We start from the raw sequence: 16,477 nt of genomic DNA, 5'->3' as shown, positions 1-16,477 counted from the left end.
TAAATATTAAAAATAGAAAAGAGGTTCAAAAATGGGAGAAATGAATACAGCAGCAGTAAGTTCAAATGAACTACTTTTAATAATGGCATCTATATCTGTAATTGGTGTAATAGGAGGATGGATAGGTGAAAAATTAAAATTACCAGATGTAGTTATATTTTTGATTTGTGGAATAGCATTTGGACCAACCTTTTTTAATATAGTTAACATAGAATCTTTTCCTGTAGTAAATGAAATAATTTTAACATTTGGGTCTGCATTTATACTTTATGAAGGTGGTAGAGAAGTGAAACTTAAAGTATTAAATAAAGTGAAAATAACAGTAGGTCTTTTAGCATCATTAGGTGTGTTTATAAGTGCAGGTATAATAGGCTTAAGTTCTTATTATATATTGAATTTACCAATAGAAGTTAGTTTTCTTTTAGGAGCGACAATCGCATCAACAGATCCAGCCAGTTTAATTCCTGTTTTTAAGCAAGTCCCAATTAAAAATAAGTTAAAACAAACAATAATAAGTGAATCAGCGTTTAATGATGCATTTGGAGCAATACTATTTACTTCTATTCTTACAGGTATAACATTATCTAAACAAATGAGTTTATTAGAGACAACATTTCAATTAATATCTATGATAGTAATTGGTGTATTAGTAGGGACAGGAGTCGCACTTATAGGTATAGGTTTATCTTCAGATAAAAAATATGGGATATTTAATGATTATGCTCCAATAATATCAGTAATTATGGTTATATTTGCCTACGAGATATCAGAAAGATTTGGTGGAAGTGGATATATGTCAGTCTTTATTGCAGGTCTTATAGCAGGAAATAAAAAACGATTTGGGTTATGGATACCGGATGAAAATTATATATCAGGAGTATATTTTAGAGAAAATATATCCACTATTGCAAGAATGTCTATATTTATAATTTTAGGTACACATTTAGATGTAAGCTCTTTACTAAAATATGGCTTAGGCTCAATTTTAATAGTATTAATACTTATATTTATAGCAAGACCTTTAGTAGTTTTAATTTGTACAGCATTTGATAAAGAAGCTAATTGGACTAGAAATGAAAAAATATTTATGATGTGGGTTAGAGAAACGGGAGTAATACCAGCAGCTTTATCAGGAATTATAGTGTCGATGAAAGTTCCAGGTTATGAAATTATTTCAGCAACTGTATTTATGACAATAATAATAACATTGCTACTACAAGCAAGTACTACAAATATTGTAGCTAAAAAATTAAATGTATTGGAAGAAAATTAAAATATCATATCTCGAATATTTAATATTAAAGTTTAAGAAAAAATAGTATATAAAAAGACAAAATGTGTTTTTTATATACTATTTTTGATATTTTCTCCTATAAAAAGGATAATTATGATAAAATTTATATTAGATAATGAGGAGGGATTTGATGAAACAAAAAATAATTTTACTTGTAGCACTATTATCAATATTTTTAACTGGATGTTCAAGTGAAGATGAAAATAATCTAGTTGAACAAGGAAAAAATGCTTTAGAAAAGCATAAATATAGTGATGCAAGAGAATTCTTATCACAAGCATTAGAAGTTGATAGTGCTGATGAAAATGCAAGAGCCATGTATATGCAAGCTATGAGAATGGAAAATACAGATAAATATAAAGAACAAGGTAATTATAAAAAAGCAATAAAAGAACTTGAGTTTTTAGAAAAAATAAAGGGTGGTTCTTCAACTATAAAAAGTGAAGCTTCGAACTTAAAAAAAGAACTTGAAAAGTTAAATGGACAATATAAACAAGAACAAGAAGAAAGAAAAGAAAATGCCAAATTAACGTCAAAGAAAGATAAGCGTAGAGTAGAAAGAGATGCGCTTAACTCTATTAAAAGAGAAGAACCTAAAAAAGAAGAAGTTACTGAAGAAAAAACTGAAGAAAAGCCAGAATCTAAGCCTGAGGAAAGTAAACCAGAGTCTAAACCTGAAACAGTAGTCCAAGAAAAGCCTTCAGTTCAAGAAACACCACAAAATCAAGATGCTCAACAAAGCTCACAAGTACAATAAAAAAGTTATCTCATTTGAGATAACTTTTTTATTGTACTAAATATATTAGTTTGAATCTTTAAAATCAATTCTTTTATTAATATATTTATCTATTGAAATTTTTATAACAGCAGCTAGTGGAACTCCTAAGAATACTCCAACAAGACCAAATAATGATCCTCCAATTAAGACTGCTGAAATTATCCAAAGAGCGCTGAGTCCAATTTGATCACCCATAACTTTAGGACCGATAAAATTCCCGTCTAGTTGTTGAAGTACTAGTACGAAGACAAAAACCCAAAAAGCTTTTACAGGATCGTACACTAAAGTCATAAGAATTGGAGGTACGGCACCAATAAATGGCCCAAAATAAGGTATTATATTAGTTAAGAATATTATAAAAGATAAAAATAAAACATTTTCAATTTTTAATATAAATTTAAATCCGATAAATGCAAGGACACCAATTATAAGAGAATCTATTATTTTTCCTATTATATAGTTATAAAAAATATCATTAGATATTCTAAAAAACTCTACTGTTTCATCAGCTCTTACTTTAGGTACTGAAGCATAAAGGATTTTTTTTAATCCTCTTCCAATTTTCTCTTTATCATATAACATATATATAGATAAAATTACTCCCATTACTATATTGAATAATACAGATGTTATAGTAAATATATAAACTATTAAATCTGAAGATATTCGTGAAAACATATCAAGTAGCTTTTGAAGTATAGCATTTAAATTATTTTGAATATGAGGTATAGCCATTTCTAATACCTTTGTCTCAGACATATGCCTATTTAAAAAATCATTTAACATAGTTATATAATTAGGTATTTCCTGTATTAAAGTATTTAGTGCATCAATTATAGATGGAATTATAAGCTTAAAACCTATAATAATTAAAAGAAAAACTATTATATATGATATGAGTATACTTAATAGTCTATGTGATTTTAGATTTTTTCAAAAAACATCATCATAGGATTTATTAACAATGAAAATAGTATTCCTAGTAAAAAAGGGCTGAAAAATGATATAAAACCACTAATTCCAGAAATAAATTTCATGGGAGCATCAATTGCTTTATAAATCAGAATTGATATAAAAGCTATGAATATACAATATTTTATATTTTCTTTTGAAATCATAATACCTCCTATTTATAATGTTGATTAATCTAAATGATTATATAAAATCTATTAACAAATAAATCTGCTAATATTAAGTAAAGTAATTGTTAATATTTATATGATTTACAGTTGTAATGTAGTATATTATTTCCAATTTATATATTAAATATTTTATTATTTTGAAAGAGTAATTTTAAAAAATTATTAAAGCAAAGCCTAAATAAAAAAATATTAATCTATATAATCTAAAATGAAATTTTTGTGAATTTTTTGTGTAAATACTAAAAAAATCCTCAAAAAAATAGTATTATAAATCTTGAGGAGGGAAGCTTAGATGGAGAATATAGTTTTAGAATTTGATAAAAGAACAATAACAAAAGAAGAAATGAGTCAACGTGCTAAATACTATGCAAAAAAGGCTGATGAAGGTATAAAATTATATTCAGAAGGTAATAAAATAGAAGCCATGCAAATACTTAGAGAATTAAGAAAATTTTTGAAAGCTGAGTATTCTTACTATAGCAAAGATTCTGTAGATAAATATATTAAAGAAAATTATTTATATAAAATTTATAAGCAAGGATTGAGTGAAGCTTATATAAATCAAAACTATCCAAAAGCATACCATCATTTACATAGTAACTTATGTGATATTGGAGATTACATATCTAATTATGATATGACTATATTTTTTAATGAAGAATAATACAAAGGACTCTTTTATAGAGTTCTTTTTTATTTAGCTAGTAAAGAAAATTTAGTGTATTTATATAAAATTATCGTTTACAGATACTCTGGATAGATATAAAATAAAAAGGTTAGAAGTTAAATCAATTTATAAAAATAAATTACTTATAGAAGAAGGTGGAATTATGAGAATTAATAAATATATAGCATCTTGTGGTGTTGCATCAAGAAGAAAAGCTGAAGAAATAATACTTGAAAAAAGAGTAAAAGTTAATGGTAAAGTTGTTGAGGAGTTGTCATTTAATATAGATGAAAAAAATGACCTAGTAGAAATAGATAATAAAAGAATTGGAATTAATGAAAATTATATTTATATAGTTTTAAACAAACCAGAAGGTTATATTACAACTGTAAAAGACCAATTTGATAGACCGAGTGTATTAGATTTAGTATCTGATATTAAAGAAAGAATTTATCCAATAGGAAGACTTGATTACGAAACTAGTGGTCTTTTAATTCTTACTAATGATGGTGATTTAACTTACAAATTAACTCACCCAAAACATGAAGTTGCAAAGACTTATATAGCAAGAGTTAAAGGTATACCTTCAAGTGAAAAAATGAAACAGTTTGAAGAAGGTTTATATATAGAAGATTATAAAACAGCTCCTGCAAAAATAAGAATAATAGATAAAAATGAAGAAAAAAATTATTCTATATGTGAAATAAAAATACATGAAGGAAGAAATAGACAAGTTAGAAAAATGTGCAAATCAATAGGCCACCCAGTTCAAAGACTAAAAAGAGCTGCTATGGGTAAAATTACTCTAAAAGGAACTGAAATCGGAAAATATAGACACTTAACTTCTGAAGAAATAGATTATTTAAAAGTAATAAAATAGAGGTGTATTATGATAAAAGCTAAATATTTAACTAAAGTCACAGATATAAATAAATTATATTTAGAACAAGTAATAAAAGAAGGAGATATTGTAGTAGATGCCACTATGGGAAATGGATATGATACAAAGTATCTAGCACAAAAAGTTGGAGAGAATGGTTTTGTATATAGTTTTGATATACAAGAAGATGCAATTAAATCTACACAAAAGAAATTAGTAAAAGAAAACCTACAAGATAGAGTAAAACTAATATTAGATGGCCATGAAAATATGGACAAATATATTGAAGGGAAAGTTTCATGTGTTTTATTCAATTTGGGATATTTACCAAGGTGCGAGCATATGATTATAACAAAGCCAAATACAACAATAAAAGCTATTAAGCATAGCTTAAGCCTATTAAAACCTCATGGAGTAGTAAGTATTGCAATTTATACAGGACATCCTGGAGGAATGGAAGAAAAAAATAGTGTATATGAATTTGTTAAATACCTAGACCAAAGTGAATTCAATGTATTAGAATGTGGTTTCATAAATCAAATAAACAATCCTCCTCAATTAGTTTTAATAGAAAAGAAAAAAGAGTATTAAAAGCCATGCTTTAAGCATGGCTTTTTTGAATGAATACTTTAAAACATAAGGCTATTAATATAAATCATAAAGATAAAATAAATAATAAAAAATAGATAATAATATATATGTAAGTGTTTTTAAAAATACAATCTTACCTGAATATACGGATGAGTATAATAATTGATTAATATAATACTTGCTGAAGGTGCAATTATATCTAAATTAAATGTTATTTAAATTCAATCATATGGACAAGAGGCAAGAGCTAGGTTCATCAAATCAGAAGTAATTATAAATAATGAAGAAATAAACTTTCCTAAAATTATAAATCTGAATATTTTAGTATGTTTGACAGAAAAATCTTTAAATGAGTACTTAAAAGATATAGATAAAGATGATATAATAATAGCTGATAGCAGTATAGGGGTAAAATATAGAGACAATACTAAATTTTACAAATTTCCTGTAATAGAGTCTTCGAAAGAAGCCGTTGGAAGTAATATATCAGCTAGCATGGTGGCACTGGGGGTAATTAGTGGAATAATAAAAGAGATAGATAAAGAAAATATCAAAAAATCAATAATAAAAAGAGTCCCAAAAGGAACAGAAAAACTAAATATAACTGCTTTGAAAAAGGAATTAGTCTTTTAAAAAATAGTTATATTAATAAAAGGAGAAATTTATGGACGATACGAAAAGCTTAAAAGATAGTAAGCAATTGATATCTAGTATACAATCTCAATATCCGAGATTTAGTAAAGGGCAAAAACTTATAGCTAAATATATATTAGCAAATTATGACAAGGTTGCATTTATGACAGCCTGTAAATTAGGTGAAACAGTTGGGGTTAGTGAATCTACAGTTGTAAGATTCGCAAACACTTTAGGTTACTCTGGGTATCCAAAGTTGCAAGCTGCACTTCAAGAGCTTATAAAAAATAAATTAACTACAGTACAGAGAGTCGAAATGGCTAAAGAATATAATGATGATTCAGTCATACTTAATAAAGTATTAAAAAGTGACATAGATAATATAAGAACTACGTTAGAAGAAATTGATAAAAAAGCTTTTGAAGAATCATCGACACAGTTATTAAAAGCAAAAAAAATATATATATTAGGTATGAGAACGTCCTTTGCAATTGCTCAGTACCTAGGGTTTTATTTAAATATAATTCTTGATAATGTTCAAATAATTAGAATGGATATGGGAGATGCATTTGAACAGGTAGTAAGAGTTGGAGAAGGAGATGTAGTACTTGCCATAAGTTTCCCAAGATATTCTAAAAAATCTTATCAAATAGTAAACTATGCAAAAGAAAAAGGAGCACATATAATATCTTTAACAGATAGTTTATTTGCACCAGTAGCATCGCTTGCTGACAATACACTTTTAGTAAAAAGTAATATGGCATCATTTGTTGATTCATTAGTTCCCGCTTTAAGTGTAGCTAATGCTCTTATAATTTCAGTTGGAATGAAGGAAAAAGAAGATATAAAAGAATACTTTGATGATTTAGAAAAAATTTGGGAAAGGTATTCTGTTTATGAGTAGAATTGTCTAATCATAGAATAGAAATTACTAGAAGACAGCAGTATTTAGCTAATACTTAAATAGATTTAGTAGAAATTAAAATGATGTAATATAAAGTAGCAACTGACAGTTTAACTGACAGTTGCTTTTTATTATTTAAATAACATATTGCTTAAAACATTAATGGTTTCTTTGTCCATTTCTTCAAAAATGATTAAATCCAGCTAACAAATATGTTAGCTGGAACAATTAGATGCGGAAGACAATTGGAGATGGCTTTAAACCTGAAAGCTTATATATATTATAACCATTTTTATAGAAATGATTCATATTATAATGATTTTATTCTAAAGTAATTTTAGTTATTTGAATATATTAATAATGATAGCTAACCGATAATACAATGGAGATAAAAATGATAATAAAATCATATAAAATTTATGTCAATATATATAAAAGGATAGCAAAACTTTAAAGTTTTGCTATCCTTTTTTTATTATTTCATTAATTTATGCTCTTTATATATAGGATATTTTTTAGTTAATTTAAGAACTAAATCCTTAGCTAGGTTTACATTTCTTTGAGTTATACACAAGTCTATAGCTTCTGCTATTATAAGCATATCTTTTTCATCCATTCCTCTAGTAGTAACTGATGGAGTTCCTATTCTTATACCACTAGTTATAAATGGTCCATTAGGATCAAATGGAATTGTATTTTTGTTAACTGTTAAATAAGCTTCATCTAGCATTTTTTCTGCTTCTTTCCCTGTTATATTTTTATTAGTTAAATCTATAAGTATAAGATGATTATCAGTTCCTCCACTAATCACATCAAATTTTCTATTTATTAACTCATTCGATAAAGATTTAGCATTTTTAACTACTTGGTTTTGATAATTTTTAAATTCATAACTTAAAGCTTCTTTAAAAGCTACAGCTTTTGAAGCTATTATATGCTCAAGTGGGCCACCTTGTATCCCGGGAAATATTGATTTATCTATTAAATTAGCATATTCCTTTTTACATAGTATAAACCCACCACGTGGACCTCTTAATGTTTTATGCGTTGTTGATGTAACAAAATCCGCAAATTCGCATGGATTTTGATGAAGTCCTGTTGCAACAAGTCCAGCTATATGAGCCATATCTACCATAAGTAATGCTCCAACTTCATCTGCTATTTCTTTAAACTTCTTAAAATCTATTTCTCTAGAATAGGCACTTGCTCCTGCAACTATTAATTTAGGATTAACTTGATGAGCTAATTTTCTTACTTCATCGTAATTGATTAATCCATCATTTTTATTAACTCCATACTCATAGAAATTAAAATATTTACCTGATATATTTACAGGAGATCCGTGAGTTAAGTGTCCTCCTTGAGATAAATTCATTCCCATGACTTTATCTCCTGGATTTAAGATAGCAAAATACACTCCCATATTAGCGTTCGCGCCAGAATGTGGTTGTACATTTGCATGCTCCGCATTAAATAATTTCTTAAGTCTTTCTATTGCTATAGTTTCTATTTCATCTATATGTTCACATCCACCATAATATCTTTTACCAGAATAACCTTCAGCGTATTTATTTGTTAAATAACTGCCCATAGCCTCCATAACAGGAACGGAAACTATATTCTCTGAAGCTATTAATTCTATGTTTCTTTCTTGTCTTTCTAATTCTTTTTTCATACTTTCATATATTTCTTTATCAGAATCTCTTAAATTTTCAAACATCTAATCACCCTTTCATTGCTAAAGATATTAATATTTATATCCGTTTATTTTATATTAAAACTAAATTTTCGAATAATGTCGTAAAATATAATATTAATTTCAATCAATTAACTAGTGCATGACGAACAAATAAAGATTATATAGAGATATATTAATAATTTAATTTATTTATATATAATAAGTAATAAGTAATTATTTGTTTTATATGTTGACATATTAAAGAAAAGAGTGTAAATTTTATAAAAATAAATAATTCGTATAACCCTAATGATATGGTTAAAATAATAGAAAATTAGTTGATTTAATTTTTACAGATGAGTATATAACTATACTTCAGAGATATACACTAAATACTAAATCGACTGTCATTTAACTGACAATTGCTAAATTTACAGTTGAAACTGACAACTTGATGACTAAAGAGTAAAAGGATTTCTATAATAAAATGAAAAAAGAACATGAGATGCCTGGAAGTAAAAATGAAAAAGAAAAGGTTAGTGCCATTGTAGAGGCTTTATTAAAAGGTGAAGATATTAGTAAGCTATTGTAAAAGATATAATATATGGTAAAATATTAATTGAAATATACTTACTTGGGGGGATAAAATAATGGGGAGAAAAGAAAAAATAAAGAAGCCATTTTATAAAAAAGCATGGTTTTGGATTATTGCAGTTATTATTATAGCAGGTTTTGCAGGTTCAGGAGCTGATGAAAATCCAGAAACTTCAAATCAAGCTAGTAACACAGAAAGTATTGAAGAAAGCAAAAATGTAGAAGATAGTAAAAAAGAGAAAAACAAAGTAAATTATGATAATTTCATGAAAATCGAAATGGGTCAGTCACATGAAGATGTAATTGCTTTAATAGGAGAAGGTGAGGAGCAAACATCATCAGAAGTTAGTGGAATAAAAACTGCTATTTATACATGGAATGGGGATGGAATATCAAACATGAATGTAACTATTCAAAATGGTGTTGTTGCAGGAAAAGCTCAAGTCGGATTAAAAAAGGCTGACTCTGATATAACTTTAGAAAAATATGAAAAGGTAAAAGAGGGTATGAGCTATGAGGAAGTAAAAAATATTCTAGGTGAAGGAGAAATATCTTCTGAGACTAAAATGGCGAATATAAAATCTGTAATTTATTCGTATATAAATAAAGGTGGCTCAAATGCAAACTTTACATTTACTAATGATAAATTACAAATGAAGGCTCAATTTAACTTAAAATAAGTAAATATAATAAATTCAAATATAGATATAAAGCATTCAGTTAATAGGAATGCTTTTTTTATGCAAAAAAATAGGGGATTAATATTAAATCTTCATAGTATAATCCCTAAGAAAGCTCAGCCATTATGCTATGAAGATTTATTTAGAAGGTTAATAGAAGAACTATCTATGGTAAAAGGAGAGGAGATTAGCAGAAGTACTTAAGTGCCATCGATAGATGCAATTAATAGCATTATCGATTCTATCTGGGCTAGTATTAATGCAGCACAATCAGTAACTAAATCTATAGTTATTCCTAGTAGCAAAACAGTTAATAGTACAGTAAATAATTCTAGTACTCGTAACTTTAATGTTAAATAAGTACTACCAATAACAGGAGATATAATAGCTGATAGCAAAGTTGATTTAGATAGAAAGAGAGTTTATTTAAGTAAAATACTTAATACTAAGTTAGATGCCGAATTAAGATATATAAATAGAGTGGAATTAAAAGGAGAAAAAATATTAGAAAATTCATAAAATTTAGAAAAATATGTAACAATTTGTAAAAATAAGTCATATTTAATAACACTAGGAGGTGGTATTAATGGAAATAAAACAAAATTTAGTTAATCCTAACAAATATAGTATAAAGTGCCCATACACAATGAAGCCAGAATATGTAACTTTTCATAACACAGACAACGATGCTCCTGCAAAAAATGAAGTGAGCTATATGATAAATAATAATAATCAAGTATCTTTTCATGTTGCTGTAGATGATTTAGAGGCTATACAAGGCATTCCATTTGATAGAAATACTTGGAATGCAGGAGATGGTAATGGTATAGGCAATAGAAAAAGTATAAGTGTAGAAATTTGCTACAATAAATTAGGTGCTAATAATATTAAGTTTAAGAAAGCAGAAGAGAATGCAGTAAAAATATGCGCTCAACTATTAAAACAGTTTAATCTAGGTATAGATAAATTAAAGCCTCATAAATATTGGAGTGGTAAAAATTGTCCAAGCACAACCAATCATCAAGAATTTATAAATAGAGTAGATAAGGAGTTAAAATCAATGACGCAAACTAAAAAATATAAGAATTGTATTTTATATGGAAATGATATAGATAAAGTTGCAGCAGAAATATTAAGTTGGAGTAAAGAAGATTGCATAGTTAAAAATGTAAAGGATCATATTCCTTGGGAAGGATATAACCTATTTGTTGTAGGTGGTCCAGCAAAAATAGAACTTGAAAAAATGAAAACAGAGGAAAAGTATACAACTATAGCTGGAAATGATAGATATGATACAGTTAGAAAATGCTTAGAATTTATAGAAAAATAAATATGTTATAATAATTATATTAAGAGATTAATTATCAACCCTACCTAACAAGGATATGTTAGGAGTTTTCGGTCTAAACCGTATAGAAGGTAGCCACCCAACGGCTACCTTTTTATATTTAATCCTAGGTCAAATTTTAATGAAAATATTATTAGAGTTTTTAAAAATATAAATTCAGCGTTTTAAACTTTACAAACCTACATCAGAATTAAACCATTATAAAGATAATAATTAGTAAAAATTTTATTTTCTAACCGATTTTTATGATCTTTTAGGTACTATTTAAATCATTTTTTTACTATATAATTAATATTATTCAAATCCTTGAAACTGTACAGAGTGACTTCAATATGATACAATTTACCATATTGAAGGAGAGAGAAATATATTTACGATAACTCTAGTTGTTATAAAGATTCAACTCGAAAACATATGCGTGATGTTTTAGAAGATATAAATGCTTTATCTTATGATAATATAGGAACTTCACAATTCATTGTTCGATTACCTAATATTCTTAGCGTTGATGAACATATTAGGGCTTTAGAGAGTTGTTCAGCTAATAATAGTATAGGAATTATAGTGTGTACAAATAAGCGTGTATTAGTAGTAGGTATGCGTTCATTAATAGACATTCCTTTATATAAAATAAATAGTATTTCATATTCTAGAGATGGGCTTTATGGCACAATATCAATTACAGATGGAGCTACTACAAGAACTATAGAACGAGTATCTAGTCCATCTTTAAGTTTCTTTACTAATCGAGTAAATAAAGAAATTGCAAATTATAATAAGCCAAATACAAGTACTATAAGCCCTATAAGACAAGTAATAAATACTAGCTCATGTGCAGATGAATTAATTAAATTTAAACAATTATTAGATGCTGGTGCATTAACGCAAGAAGAATTTGATATAAAGAAAAAAGAACTTTTAAAATTATAATATATAGTAATTTAATCTTAATACTAATTTAAATTTTATTTATATCCTATTAATAAAAGGTGTCCTCAAGGGACACCTTTTATATTTCTACTTGATTTATATCTAATTATATTTGTTCATTTAAAAATCTTAACTAATTCTTTAAACTATTAACTTCCTTAAATGTTAATTCATCCATAACAGTATTATTAGACATAAAACCAGTAATCTTACTCATTTTTTGTCTAACATTAGAGAAGGTAGATACCAAACGTCTACCCTTTTTTATAAACTAAAATATAATGTTAATAAAATTACAAATAATGCTATCTCTATGATTAGAATTAATTTACTGAAATTCTTCAATATTATATTCAACAATTCCATATTTACACCTCTTATTTTTAAGGATGTCCATTCTTATGAATATCAAACTTAAATGAAGCAACTATAGCTGGAAATAATTAACTTGATACAATTCAAATAGTTGTATAATCTTTACTATTTAAAAGTTAAAACAATTTTGTATTTAGTTAGATTTTATCAATATACTACCATTAGCACATAAAAAATAACCATTAGAGCACAATATATAGTTTATTTAAATTATTAATGTTAACATGTTGAATAACATAGGATGGCCATACTTTTTTATTTCAGGATGATTTTTATGAAAATGCATTTTAATATTGCAGATAGTATTGATTATATTTTTAGAAAGAAGAAATCTGCTGTACTTGATGACGATATGGATCAGTTAATTTTAAAAAATAAAGATGCTTTTGGAAGTTCAGTTGACGTTTTTATAGATTTAGATCCTTACGGAGATAAAATATTACATATGATGAAATTGAATTATTATTTTAGTAATATTTTATAAGGAGGTTAGATTTTATTGAAAGTTTATCTATATGCAATATTAATATTGCTACTTATGATACTAGTAGTAGGTTGGTTTTTTGTAGATAAGTTTAAAGACTTATATGATGAAGCTAATCAGCCTAATAATCCAGAAGAAGCTATTGCTTACATTGAAAATAGGGAAAAAGAAGGACCTAGAGTAATTCCTGTTTAGAAAAAAGATGGGAAAACTATAATAGGACAATATACATTACAATAAATTAATTAGATAGTAGTATATAGATTTAAAAGTATTTAAAGGTAGCTTTTTATTAGACACCTTATTTTTGTATAGAAAAATAAAAAAACAGATAATTAATTACAAAATTAAACATATGTAATATTATATACTGTATCTTGATATTTAAAATATTAGTAGGGAATAAATGAAAATATCCAAGAAATTATTATCATGGGGGTGAACATTATCATTAGTATTAGGTTATGCACCGAGCATTGATACGGCATATCAAATGTATCTGAAATAAAATGTGGTAAATATATACGAAACAGCTACAAAGATAGCAGATAATCAGGATTATACAATTGCTATATTAGTGAATTCAGATAAAAGTCTAGCAGAGGGGCTAAGCACTAGTGGATTATATGGAGCAGTAAATGCACCAATACTTTTAGATAAGAAAGATACAGTACCAAATGAAACACTATCTAAACTTAAAAATGTAGAGAATGTATACATAATAGGTATACCAAATGCAATTAGTTTGAAAGTAGAAAGTCAATTAAAGTATAAAAGAAATAGAAAGAATACAAGGAAATAACAGAATAGAAACTAGTTAATATAAATGTATGCAAAGGAACTATTAAAAGTTGTATCTCCTAATAGAAAATTTAAGTTTTATATGATAAAATTTAAAACTTGTAATTAATTTTAATGTATTATATAATAATAAAAATGCCTAGAGAGTTCCAAGCATAATTAAAAGTCGTTACGGATAATACCGTTGATAACTTCGTGTTTTTCTGTGGATTATTTTTTTAACTGACTATAAACTGACAAATTGAAATCAAATATTATCTAAAGTATTGAAAATACAGTACTTTAGAATAATTCGTATAACCCTAATAATATGGTTTAGGGGTCTCTACCAAGAACCGATAATTCTTGATTACGAAGATGTATTGTATGTAAATTGCACAATACTTCTTTGTAGTCGGGAATTTTTTTATACAAAAAATCATAATAAAGTAAAAATCAACTAATAATATTTAAATAAAAGGGGGACAAACTTATGATAAAAAAATTACCAAAAATAGATCTACATTGTCATTTAGATGGAAGTGTTAGAGCTGATACAATAATAGATATAGCAAAAAAAGAAAATATAAAAATACCTTCATTTGATAGCGGTATAATTAAAGAAATAATACAAGTACCAAAGGAATGTACTTCACTTAATGAATACCTAAAAAGGTTTGAACTTCCTAATGATGTTATGCAATCAAGTTATGCACTAGAAAGAATTGCATTTGAATTGCTAGAAGATGCAGCAAAAGAAAACATTAAGTATATAGAGGTTAGATTTGCACCTCAACTTCATAGGAAAAATGGACTTAGTATAGATGACATAATACAAAGTGTATTATATGGAATTAAAAAGGCGGAAGATATCTATGATATAAAAGGCAATTTGATTCTAGGATGCATGAGAATAATGAGTGAAGAAGATGGAATAGAAGTTGTAAATGCAGGACTTAAGTTTTTAAATAAAGGTGTTGTAGCTATAGATTTATGCGGACCTGAAAAAGAGGGATTTGCAAATGAATTTAAAAAAGTTACAGATTTAGCAAGGGAATATGGATTTAATATTACAGTACATGCTGGAGAGGCTGCTAGTGCAAAAAATGTAATTGATGCAATTAATATATTAGGGGCAACAAGAATTGGACATGGAGTAAGAATAAAAGATATGAGAGAAGCTTATGACTTAGTCAAAGAAAAAGGAATTATACTTGAGATGTGTCCTACAAGTAATATCCAAACAAAAGCAATTGAGAGCATAGAAGAATATCCATTTTATAATTTTTTCAAAGATGATATAAAAACAACTATAAATACGGACAATAGAACTGTATCAAATATAGATTTAAGTAATGAGATAGATTTAATGTTTAATAACTTAGAAGTTAAAGATAGATATAAGGATATTTATTTATATACTGTAGAAGCAACATTTGCAGATGAAAAAACTAAACAATGGCTAAAGGCATTAATATAAAAATACTGTAGTAACTAATAGTTACTACAGTATTTTTATATTACTTTAATTTTTCAGGTTTTTTGTAATCAATACCTTTAGTATCTACTTTTATAGATTCTATTATAATATCTTTTTCAGGTTTATCATTATTGCCAACTTCAACATTTTCAAGTTTTTTTACAATATCCATACCATTTATAACCTTACCAAAACCAGCATAACTACCATCTAAGTTAGGTGCATCTTTAGTAACTATAAAAAACTGGCTTCCAGCACTATCATTATTTTGACTTCTAGCCATAGATAAAACACCTTCAGTATGTTTTAAATCATTTTTAAAATTATTATTTGTAAATTCTCCCTTTATACTATATCCAGGGCCGCCCATTCCTGTCCCTTCAGGGCATCCACCTTGAAGTACAAAATCTTTAACTATTCTATGTAATGTAAGTCCATTATAAAATCCACTATTAGCTAAATAAATAAAGTTATTTACTGTATTAGGAGTAATATGAGGATAAAGTTCTGCTTCAATAGTTCCGTAATCTTTTATAGTAATTGTTGCGATAGGAAGTTCTTTTGGAGGTGTTCTAACTTCATCTACCATAGGAACTTTTTTAGAACACCCGACTAATGCTACCGATGTGGTAAGTAAAGCACATAAAAATATTTTCTTTATTTTTTTTACCATTTTGTTATACCATCCTTTTGTTAATTTATGGACTCATTATATCATAAATATTTAAATTTAAAAATCTATAAAGATAATTATCAAAGAATGACTATTATGCCAATTACACATAATAGATTTAATGATATTATTTATGGAGGTATAATTATGAAAAAGAAATTTATACTTATATTAATATGTACAATATTTATTTCTAATTTTAATCTATGCATAACAAATGCAAAAGAGCCTATAATGGAGTATCAATATACGGCTGAGAGGAAGAAAGTTGAAAATGCACAATTTATATGGAAATCATGTATTGAAGAATTAAGAAAAAAAGATATTCTTAGCAATAAAGACGTATCAAATATAGGAAATTATTTAAGACAACAAATGATAAGTGATGAAATAGAAGCTCCATCAGAAAAATGCGAAAAACAAAAAAGAGCTCTTAAACTAGCGACACTAGATAATATGGTAAGAGATAAAATAATAACTGTAAAACAAGGTGAGGAACTTAGAATAAAACTTTCTAGATATAATTTATTTAATAAATAAAAAATGTAAAACTACAATGTATAGAA

Annotated in this window: 20 protein-coding genes, 1 pseudogene and 1 riboswitch; of the genes and pseudogenes, 17 read left to right on the top strand and 4 right to left on the bottom strand. The window is 26.5% G+C overall.

The window, feature by feature from the left end:
• Window positions 1-31 precede the first annotated feature (31 nt).
• Complete coding sequence (locus JWF52_RS00905) at window positions 32-1,273, top strand: cation:proton antiporter (protein WP_208331482.1); 1,242 nt, start codon at window positions 32-34, stop codon at window positions 1,271-1,273.
• A gap of 151 nt (window positions 1,274-1,424) precedes the next feature.
• Window positions 1,425-2,051 carry an outer membrane protein assembly factor BamD gene (locus JWF52_RS00900; protein WP_208331481.1) on the top strand — a complete coding sequence of 209 codons (627 nt, stop codon included), beginning with the start codon at window positions 1,425-1,427 and terminating at the stop codon, window positions 2,049-2,051.
• Window positions 2,052-2,096: 45 nt separating this feature from the next.
• Here JWF52_RS00900 and JWF52_RS00895 read toward each other — a convergent pair.
• Together JWF52_RS00895 and JWF52_RS19115 are read right to left on the bottom strand one after the other, a co-directional pair.
• Window positions 2,097-2,981, bottom strand: a pseudogene (locus JWF52_RS00895) (AI-2E family transporter); the annotation flags it as partial.
• 14 nt (window positions 2,982-2,995) lie between these two features.
• Complete coding sequence (locus JWF52_RS19115) at window positions 2,996-3,190, bottom strand: hypothetical protein (protein ID WP_286183931.1); 195 nt, start codon at window positions 3,188-3,190, stop codon at window positions 2,996-2,998.
• A gap of 316 nt (window positions 3,191-3,506) precedes the next feature.
• On the opposite strand from JWF52_RS19115, the gene JWF52_RS00890 reads away from it, so the two are divergent.
• The 5 genes from JWF52_RS00890 to JWF52_RS00870 all read left to right on the top strand — a co-directional run bounded on the left by JWF52_RS00890 (window position 3,507) and on the right by JWF52_RS00870 (window position 6,889).
• Window positions 3,507-3,878 carry a hypothetical protein gene (locus JWF52_RS00890; protein WP_208331480.1) on the top strand — a complete coding sequence of 124 codons (372 nt, stop codon included), beginning with the start codon at window positions 3,507-3,509 and terminating at the stop codon, window positions 3,876-3,878.
• Window positions 3,879-4,044: 166 nt separating this feature from the next.
• Window positions 4,045-4,761 (top strand): pseudouridine synthase, encoded by a 717-nt coding sequence (locus tag JWF52_RS00885; protein WP_208331479.1) that lies wholly within the window; start codon window positions 4,045-4,047, stop codon window positions 4,759-4,761.
• A gap of 9 nt (window positions 4,762-4,770) precedes the next feature.
• Window positions 4,771-5,352, top strand: a complete 582-nt coding sequence (gene mnmM, locus JWF52_RS00880) for a tRNA 5-(aminomethyl)-2-thiouridylate-methyltransferase MnmM (protein ID WP_208331478.1) — start codon at window positions 4,771-4,773, stop codon at window positions 5,350-5,352.
• A gap of 219 nt (window positions 5,353-5,571) precedes the next feature.
• Complete coding sequence (locus JWF52_RS00875) at window positions 5,572-5,985, top strand: 2-oxoacid:acceptor oxidoreductase family protein (protein ID WP_208331526.1); 414 nt, start codon at window positions 5,572-5,574, stop codon at window positions 5,983-5,985.
• Window positions 5,986-6,016: 31 nt separating this feature from the next.
• The gene (locus tag JWF52_RS00870; protein ID WP_208331477.1) at window positions 6,017-6,889 is read left to right on the top strand and encodes a MurR/RpiR family transcriptional regulator; all 873 of its coding nucleotides are present in this window, start codon (window positions 6,017-6,019) and stop codon (window positions 6,887-6,889) included.
• A 475-nt stretch (window positions 6,890-7,364) separates the two neighbouring features.
• On the opposite strand, the gene glyA is transcribed toward JWF52_RS00870, so the two are convergent.
• On the bottom strand, window positions 7,365-8,609 hold the full coding sequence (gene glyA / locus JWF52_RS00865) for a serine hydroxymethyltransferase (protein ID WP_208331476.1): 1,245 nt from the start codon (window positions 8,607-8,609) through the stop codon (window positions 7,365-7,367).
• A 608-nt stretch (window positions 8,610-9,217) separates the two neighbouring features.
• On the opposite strand from glyA, the gene JWF52_RS00860 reads away from it, so the two are divergent.
• The 9 genes from JWF52_RS00860 (at window position 9,218) to add (ending at window position 15,238) form a co-directional block, all read left to right on the top strand.
• Complete coding sequence (locus tag JWF52_RS00860; protein WP_208331475.1) at window positions 9,218-9,841, top strand: DUF3862 domain-containing protein; 624 nt, start codon at window positions 9,218-9,220, stop codon at window positions 9,839-9,841.
• A gap of 60 nt (window positions 9,842-9,901) precedes the next feature.
• Complete coding sequence (locus JWF52_RS00855; protein WP_208331474.1) at window positions 9,902-10,045, top strand: hypothetical protein; 144 nt, start codon at window positions 9,902-9,904, stop codon at window positions 10,043-10,045.
• Complete coding sequence (locus JWF52_RS00850) at window positions 10,046-10,201, top strand: hypothetical protein (protein ID WP_208331473.1); 156 nt, start codon at window positions 10,046-10,048, stop codon at window positions 10,199-10,201.
• Window positions 10,202-10,427: 226 nt separating this feature from the next.
• Window positions 10,428-11,171 (top strand): peptidoglycan recognition protein family protein, encoded by a 744-nt coding sequence (locus JWF52_RS00845; protein ID WP_208331472.1) that lies wholly within the window; start codon window positions 10,428-10,430, stop codon window positions 11,169-11,171.
• Window positions 11,172-11,603: 432 nt separating this feature from the next.
• Entirely contained in the window at window positions 11,604-12,119 is a 516-nt protein-coding gene (locus JWF52_RS19110) for a PH domain-containing protein (protein WP_286183930.1), read from the top strand.
• A 649-nt stretch (window positions 12,120-12,768) separates the two neighbouring features.
• Entirely contained in the window at window positions 12,769-12,978 is a 210-nt protein-coding gene (locus tag JWF52_RS00835; RefSeq protein ID WP_208331471.1) for a hypothetical protein, read from the top strand.
• Window positions 12,979-12,993: 15 nt separating this feature from the next.
• A complete protein-coding gene (locus JWF52_RS00830; RefSeq protein WP_208331470.1) occupies window positions 12,994-13,173 on the top strand; it encodes a hypothetical protein in 180 nt (59 codons plus the stop codon).
• Window positions 13,174-13,489: 316 nt separating this feature from the next.
• A complete protein-coding gene (locus JWF52_RS00825) occupies window positions 13,490-13,780 on the top strand; it encodes a cell wall-binding repeat-containing protein (protein WP_208331469.1) in 291 nt (96 codons plus the stop codon).
• Window positions 13,781-14,051: 271 nt separating this feature from the next.
• A riboswitch (purine riboswitch) is annotated at window positions 14,052-14,151 on the top strand.
• A 100-nt stretch (window positions 14,152-14,251) separates the two neighbouring features.
• A complete protein-coding gene (gene add / locus JWF52_RS00820; RefSeq protein WP_208331468.1) occupies window positions 14,252-15,238 on the top strand; it encodes an adenosine deaminase in 987 nt (328 codons plus the stop codon).
• 40 nt (window positions 15,239-15,278) lie between these two features.
• Here add and JWF52_RS00815 read toward each other — a convergent pair whose 3' ends face one another.
• The gene (locus tag JWF52_RS00815) at window positions 15,279-15,911 is read right to left on the bottom strand and encodes a peptidylprolyl isomerase (RefSeq protein WP_208331467.1); all 633 of its coding nucleotides are present in this window, start codon (window positions 15,909-15,911) and stop codon (window positions 15,279-15,281) included.
• Between the two features lie 147 nt (window positions 15,912-16,058).
• Here JWF52_RS00815 and JWF52_RS00810 point away from each other — a divergent pair, with 147 nt between their 5' ends.
• Window positions 16,059-16,451 carry a hypothetical protein gene (locus JWF52_RS00810; protein WP_208331466.1) on the top strand — a complete coding sequence of 131 codons (393 nt, stop codon included), beginning with the start codon at window positions 16,059-16,061 and terminating at the stop codon, window positions 16,449-16,451.
• Window positions 16,452-16,477: the final 26 nt, after the last annotated feature.

Source organism: Clostridium sp. CCUG 7971 (genome assembly GCF_017590215.1).
GTDB lineage: Bacteria > Bacillota > Clostridia > Peptostreptococcales > Peptostreptococcaceae > Faecalimicrobium.
Note: the sequence above shows the minus strand (reverse complement) of the source record. Positions and strands in the feature narration are given on the sequence as shown.

Bases quoted from the DNA above. Each gene is read 5' to 3' on its own strand.
- JWF52_RS00905 (WP_208331482.1), top strand. From the start codon at position 32: ATGGGAGAAATGAATACAGCAGCAGTAAGTTCAAATGAACTACTTTTA.
- JWF52_RS00900 (WP_208331481.1), top strand. From the start codon at position 1,425: ATGAAACAAAAAATAATTTTACTTGTAGCACTATTATCAATATTTTTA.
- JWF52_RS19115 (WP_286183931.1), bottom strand. From the start codon at position 3,190: ATGATTTCAAAAGAAAATATAAAATATTGTATATTCATAGCTTTTATA.
- JWF52_RS00890 (WP_208331480.1), top strand. From the start codon at position 3,507: ATGGAGAATATAGTTTTAGAATTTGATAAAAGAACAATAACAAAAGAA.
- JWF52_RS00885 (WP_208331479.1), top strand. From the start codon at position 4,045: ATGAGAATTAATAAATATATAGCATCTTGTGGTGTTGCATCAAGAAGA.
- mnmM (WP_208331478.1), top strand. From the start codon at position 4,771: ATGATAAAAGCTAAATATTTAACTAAAGTCACAGATATAAATAAATTA.
- JWF52_RS00870 (WP_208331477.1), top strand. From the start codon at position 6,017: ATGGACGATACGAAAAGCTTAAAAGATAGTAAGCAATTGATATCTAGT.
- glyA (WP_208331476.1), bottom strand. From the start codon at position 8,609: ATGTTTGAAAATTTAAGAGATTCTGATAAAGAAATATATGAAAGTATG.
- JWF52_RS00860 (WP_208331475.1), top strand. From the start codon at position 9,218: ATGGGGAGAAAAGAAAAAATAAAGAAGCCATTTTATAAAAAAGCATGG.
- JWF52_RS00855 (WP_208331474.1), top strand. From the start codon at position 9,902: ATGCAAAAAAATAGGGGATTAATATTAAATCTTCATAGTATAATCCCT.
- JWF52_RS00845 (WP_208331472.1), top strand. From the start codon at position 10,428: ATGGAAATAAAACAAAATTTAGTTAATCCTAACAAATATAGTATAAAG.
- JWF52_RS19110 (WP_286183930.1), top strand. From the start codon at position 11,604: ATGCGTGATGTTTTAGAAGATATAAATGCTTTATCTTATGATAATATA.
- JWF52_RS00835 (WP_208331471.1), top strand. From the start codon at position 12,769: ATGAAAATGCATTTTAATATTGCAGATAGTATTGATTATATTTTTAGA.
- add (WP_208331468.1), top strand. From the start codon at position 14,252: ATGATAAAAAAATTACCAAAAATAGATCTACATTGTCATTTAGATGGA.
- JWF52_RS00815 (WP_208331467.1), bottom strand. From the start codon at position 15,911: ATGGTAAAAAAAATAAAGAAAATATTTTTATGTGCTTTACTTACCACA.
- JWF52_RS00810 (WP_208331466.1), top strand. From the start codon at position 16,059: ATGAAAAAGAAATTTATACTTATATTAATATGTACAATATTTATTTCT.